3 protein-coding genes are annotated in these 5,117 nt (G+C 56.6%); all 3 read left to right on the forward strand.

The window, feature by feature from the left end; genetic code table 11:
• Positions 1-703: 703 nt before the first annotated feature.
• A complete protein-coding gene (locus MYY08_RS12420) occupies positions 704-1,858 on the forward strand; it encodes an MFS transporter (protein WP_038625141.1) in 1,155 nt (384 codons plus the stop codon).
• 23 nt (positions 1,859-1,881) lie between these two features.
• Entirely contained in the window at positions 1,882-4,539 is a 2,658-nt protein-coding gene (gene rcsD / locus MYY08_RS12425) for a phosphotransferase RcsD (RefSeq protein ID WP_084971126.1), read from the forward strand.
• Position 4,540: 1 nt separating this feature from the next.
• Positions 4,541-5,117: response regulator transcription factor RcsB (rcsB, locus tag MYY08_RS12430; RefSeq protein WP_288014414.1), on the forward strand; the 577-nt coding region annotated here is incomplete at its 3' end.

Consider the following 5,117-nt stretch of genomic DNA (forward strand, 5'->3'; position numbering starts at 1 on the left):
GAATGGGGCAGCGCACTTTTACTTTTTTTTACATGCACGCTGGATAAGCGCCTGATATCACGCTGTCTGCGCGCGAAGCGCCGCTGTCCTTGTTAAGCAGAGTTGCCGCTTAACACTGTGCCGTCTTTGACTGTTACGCAGCGGGAATATTTAGGAATTAACCTGGGGGCTAAAACACGGTTTCTGGCGTAGCCGACTCCCTCAATCAGCGCTTCCCGCGCTCTTTAGCCGTAGGTGAAAAATACGGCGACGCTGAATAAATCGGCAACATCGTGTGGAATAAGCGGGCTTCGTCGGGCGACCAGTAAAAAACGGGGCGCGTCGGCCCCGTTGTTGAGTACAAGCGCAGCCTGAGGAAAGCGATCGTGCCTGTATGCGGCAGAACACTGCTACAATCTGCCGTCTGGGGTTCTGCTGCCCTCGGCGCGGTTTTCATTCACCTTTAACAGGCGCTTTCGCAGAAATGCCATTATCCTTAATTTGCCTTATGGCGAGGTGACGCGCCTGATTTTGCGACTTTTAGCCAGGAACTTTCCTGAAAAAGCGCTCCGGCGGCGAAAACTGATTAACAACCCCTGTTTTATCGTTTAATAAGCTTGCTGGCGCAGAACGGCCGTAGCCGCCCTCTTCCCGATGAAACGCTGCTCTGCCAGCTTATTCTGTGTTAAAAAGGAACCCCTTTGCGCATTACGGAAAACACTTTATGACGTCGGCAGAAGCAGGACAACCGCTGAAAAGCCAGACCGCCGCTCAGATGGCGACCCGAATGATTTTTCTGGTGGCCGGCATCGGCATGTCCACCTGGGCTCCGCTGGTGCCCTACGCGAAAGATCGTCTGGCCGTCAGCGACGCGGCGCTGGGCGGTCTGCTGCTGTTCCTGGGCGCGGGATCGTTGATCGCCATGCCGCTGACCGGCGCGCTGGTCGGCAAACAGGGCTGCAAGCGGATAATCCTTACCTCGTCCGCGCTGCTTCTGGTGCTGCTGCCGTTGATGGCCACCCTCTCCTCGCCGGTGATGCTGGCGATCGCGCTGATGCTGTTCGGCGCCGCTATCGGCACGCTGGACGTGGCGATGAATATTCAGGCAGTGGAGGTGGAAAAGGCATCGGAACGCACCATGATGTCCGGTTTTCACGGTTTTTACAGCGTAGGCGGCATTGTGGGCGCCGGGCTGGTCAGCGCCCTGCTCTGGCTCGGCCTGTCGCCGTTGCAGTCAGTGCTGGTGATTTTGCTGCTGCTGGCGCTGCTGCTGCTCGGCAGTCAGCGCTGGCTGCTGACGGAGCGGATGCACCAGCCCGATACGCCGCTGTTTGTCGCGCCGCGCGGCTGGGTGCTGTTCCTTGGCCTGCTCTGTTTTATCCTGTTTCTGACCGAAGGCGCGGTGCTGGACTGGAGCGCGCTGCTGCTGACGCAGGAACGCGCGATGCCCGCAGCGCAGGCGGGTCTTGGCTACGCCGTTTTCTCGGTCGCCATGAGCATTGGACGGCTTACCGGCGATCGCATTGTGAGCCGCTTCAGCAACAGCGCGGTACTGGCTGGCGGCTGCCTGTGCGCGGCGCTCGGCGTGCTGCTGCTGATTAGCGTGGATAACGTCGCCGTCGCGCTTCTCTCCTTTTTACTGATCGGTTTCGGCGCGGCGAATACGGTACCGATTTTATTTAGCGCCGCCGGTCGTCAGACCGACATGCCGGTAAATCTTGCTATCTCAGCCATGACAACTATCGGTTATGCCGGTATTCTGGCAGGTCCGGCGTTAATTGGTTTTGTGGCTCACGGATTTAGTCTGGTGACCGCTTTCGCGGCCATCGTGGTTCTCCTGGTGGCGGTTGCTGCCAGCGCACGGCTGGTGACACGTTAAATGATCAGGTGCTCCCTCTCACTATGATGTACAAGTTTCCTTTATCCTCCAGCAACGTTACGCGTTTCTTCGTCATGTTTATCCTGCTGCTGTTGCTGGCGCTGGGCTTTATGGTGCATAACGCGGTTAATGCCTGGCTGATGGAGAAACGCTATGCGATGGCGGATATCACTCATGCGATGCAGAAACGCATTGATACCTATCGTTTCGCCACCTGGCAGATTTATGAGAATCTGGCGGCCAGCGCCGCGGGCAGCGTGCCCTCGGCCAGCCTGCAGGAGACGCGCCTGCGTCCCGACGTTTACTATCTGGAAAAAACGCGCCGTAAAACCGAAGCGCTGATTTTCGGTTCGCACGACAGCAGCACGCTGGATATGACGCTGCGCATGTCTAACTATCTGGATACGCTTTGGGGCGCGGAAAACAGCACCTGGTCGATGTATTTTCTTAACGGACAGGATAACAGCCTGATCCTGATCTCTACCCTGCCGCTGAAAGATATGGCGACGCGCTATAAAGAGAGCGCCATCAGCAATATCGTCGAGGCGCGCCGTACCGAGATGTTGCAACAGGCGAACGCGCTGGATGAGCGGGAAAGCTTTTCGCCGCTGCGCCGTTTCGCCTGGCAAAACGATCACTACTTTACCGTGCGCACCACCTTTAATCAGCCGGGTCATCTCGCCACCGTGGTGGCGTTTGATATGCCGATCAACGATCTGATCCCGCACAATATGCCAATGGAGAATTTCCAGCTGAAGCAGGACGCGACGCTGACCGCTCCGGTGGAAAGCGACGACGAGATGCTGAATACCCGCATTACGTTTAACAACCCGAACGTGGAGATCGCCGCGTCGCTGCCCAGCACGCCGCTACAGCTGATCTACCGCATTCCGCTCAGCACCCTCGCCTGGGATACGCTGCGCAACCTGATGTGGCCGCTGCTGGCTGACCTGCTGTTGCTGCTGATGTCGCTGGCGGGGCTGTTTCTGCTGCGTCAGCAGTCGCTGCGGCCGGGCGAAAACAAGAGCGCCGAGCTGGATTCACTGCGCATGCTCAATGAAGAGATTGTCGCCAGCCTGCCGGTCGGTCTGCTGGTCTATGATTTCGCCAGCAACCGCACCATCATCAGCAACAAAATCGCCGAGCATCTGCTGCCGCATCTGAATCTGCAAAAGATCGTCAATATGTCCGATCAGCATCAGGGCGTGTTGCAGGCGACGGTGAATAACGAGGTATATGAGATCCGTCACGCCCGCAGCCAACATTCGCCGCATACGCAGCTGTTTATGATGCGCGATCAGGATCGCGAGCTGTTGGTGAATAAGAAGTTACAGAAGGCGCAGCAGGTGCTGGATCGCAACCATCAGCTGCGTCAGCAGCTGATGCAAAATCTGGGTCACGCGCTGCATCGTCCGTTACAGGAGGTGGTGACGCAGCTGCAGGCATTGAGCGACGCCAGCGACGACGCCCAGGCGCTGGACGCGCTGGAAAACAGCCAGGCGCTGGCGCGTCTGGTGGATGATATCGTGCTGCTGAATCGTCTGGAGACCCACGACTGGGCGCCGGACGCCAGTTCGTTTAATTTGCAGGAGCTTCTCGACAGGCTGACGCTGGAGCTGCTGCCGCTGTCGCGCCGCAAAGGGCTGACGCTGCTGGTGCGCAACCATCTGAACAGCGACGAGATGCGCTTCGGCGACAGCCGCGCCATCTATAAGGTGCTCTCTACCCTGCTGCACTATTCGCTGACCACCACCAGCTGGGGCAAGATTTCAGTGGAAGTCGATTCGCCCGCCGACCGTCCCGATCGGCTTAATATTCAGATCGTCGACACCGGCGCGGGGCTGACGCGCGATGAGCTGGGCAATAACGATTTCCCGTTCCTCGGCGAAACCTCCGGGGATCGCTTCGGCCAGGCTTCGGGGCTCGCCTTTTTCCTCTGCCGCCAGCTGTGCAAACAGATGGGCGGGCAGCTGGAGATCGTGGCGCGGCCTGAAATCGGCACGCGCTACAGCATTCTGCTGCACGTGCCGCCTGAACATCAACAGCAGCAGGAAGAGAAGCTGCTGGAAGATGTCACCATGCTTATCGACATCGCCGTCGATGACATCCGTAAGATCGTGACCCATCAGCTGGAAAACTGGGGCGCGAAGTGCATTACGCCGGACGAACGCGTAGCCGGCCTGACGCACGATATCCTGATCACCGACGATCCGGCGCGCCTTTCCGGCTGGTCGCTGTTGCTGACGGATAATGAACTGGGCTTTACCGCTCTGAATGAACAGCAGTACCGGGTTAATTTTAACCTCAGTAGCGCTCTGCAGGACGCGCTGTTGCAGCTGATTGAGAAGCAACTCTCACAGGATATGTCGATCATGGAGGAAGATGACGCGGAAGAGTCCGCCCCAATGTTAAGCGGCGGTTACTACCAGCTATTTGTCGAGACAGTACCGGAAGATGTTGAGAGACTGTATACTGAGGCGTCGAACAGGGATTACGCGACGCTTGCTCAGACGGCACATCGCCTGAAAGGGGTATTTGCCATGCTAAATCTGGCGCCCGGCAAGGAGCTTTGTGAAAAGCTGGAACAGCAAATTAAAACGAGTGACGATTTAAACATCAAAAATACCACCAGTGACATTGACGCCTATGTCAACGAACTGCTGCAGCAAGGTAACCAATAAGATGAATAATTTGAACGTAATTATTGCCGATGACCATCCAATCGTTCTGTTTGGCATTCGTAAATCTCTTGAACAAATTGAATGGGTCAACGTAGTTGGTGAGTTTGAAGACTCGACAGCACTGATTAACAGCCTTTCCAAACTGGACGCTAATGTCCTGATTACCGATCTCTCCATGCCTGGCGAAAAATATGGCGACGGCATTACGCTGATCAAATATATCAAGCGCCACTATCCCGATCTGTCGATTATTGTTCTGACCATGAACAATAACCCGGCAATCCTCAGCGCCGTGCTGGATCTGGATATTGAAGGCATCGTGCTGAAACAGGGCGCGCCGACCGACCTGCCAAAAGCGCTGGCGGCACTGCAGAAAGGGAAGAAATATACCCCGGAAAGCGTGGCCAAGCTGCTGGAGAAAATCAGCGCGGGCGGCTATGGCGATAAGCGCCTGTCGCCGAAAGAGAGCGAGGTTCTGCGCCTGTTCGCTGAAGGCTTCCTGGTAACGGAAATCGCCAAGAAGCTGAACCGCAGCATCAAAACTATCAGCAGCCAGAAAAAATCAGCGATGATGAAGC

The organism is Mixta sp. (assembly GCF_024610815.1).
Classification (GTDB): Bacteria; Pseudomonadota; Gammaproteobacteria; order Enterobacterales; family Enterobacteriaceae; genus Mixta; species Mixta calida.

Excerpts from the sequence above, each read along its gene's own strand:
- MYY08_RS12420 (WP_038625141.1), top strand. The coding sequence starts at position 704 with ATGACGTCGGCAGAAGCAGGACAACCGCTGAAAAGCCAGACCGCCGCT.
- rcsD (WP_084971126.1), top strand. The coding sequence starts at position 1,882 with ATGATGTACAAGTTTCCTTTATCCTCCAGCAACGTTACGCGTTTCTTC.